The sequence below is a fragment of the Vibrio sp. 1580 genome, assembly GCF_033340055.1.
This window is the reverse complement of record NZ_JAWOVT010000400.1, coordinates 1-627: the sequence shown is the minus strand read 5'-3', so window position 1 is coordinate 627 and position 627 is coordinate 1. Positions and strand designations below refer to the sequence as shown.

Annotated in this window: 1 protein-coding gene; it reads right to left on the bottom strand. The window is 47.4% G+C overall.

What is annotated here, in order from left to right; translation table 11 throughout:
- On the bottom strand, positions 1–596 hold a 596-nt coding region (locus R7093_RS26250), incomplete at its 3' end, for a flagellar biosynthetic protein FliR (protein ID WP_318147151.1).
- Between the last annotated feature and the right edge of the window lie 31 nt (positions 597–627).

The following is a 627-nucleotide window of genomic DNA, read 5'->3' as shown; positions in this document are numbered from 1 at the left end:
ATGACGTTTGAAAATAGCATTGACACGATGGCGGGCAGCGAAAGTGCGAGAGAAGCCGCAAACATCCACCCAAACACATTGATCACGCCTTGCAGTGATAGGGCCGTGATGCCTGAGCCAACAGGCCACACCACAAAACTTTGGATAACAATATCGATCACCAGTAAGTGCCCTTCTAGTGACAAAAAGAGTAAGGTCGAAAAAATCAAAAAGATACGGCCTAGAATCGCCACCGACAGACCATTCACAGGGTCGTTCATCATTGCCATACCCAAACCCATCTGCAAAGAAATGGTTTGGCCGAGCATGGTGAACACGTTAAACAGCATGTGCAGAATCAGACCGAACATCAAACCCCAAATCGCTTGCTCAAATGCCAGAAACAAAGAGGTTAATGAGAAGAGTTCAACCGCAGGCATTGTTGGCATTAATGGCGCTGTGATGACAACGATAGAGAGTGCTAATAAGCTGCGAACCCAAATCGGAATCAACGCGTCACCAAAAAATGGCATGGATAAAAATACCGCTCCCACACGAAAAAACGGCCACCAGAGTTGACCGAGAATTGCGGAGAGGTCTGCAAATGTGATGGCCATCAGCCAATCATCCCCGGAATGTTGTGGAACA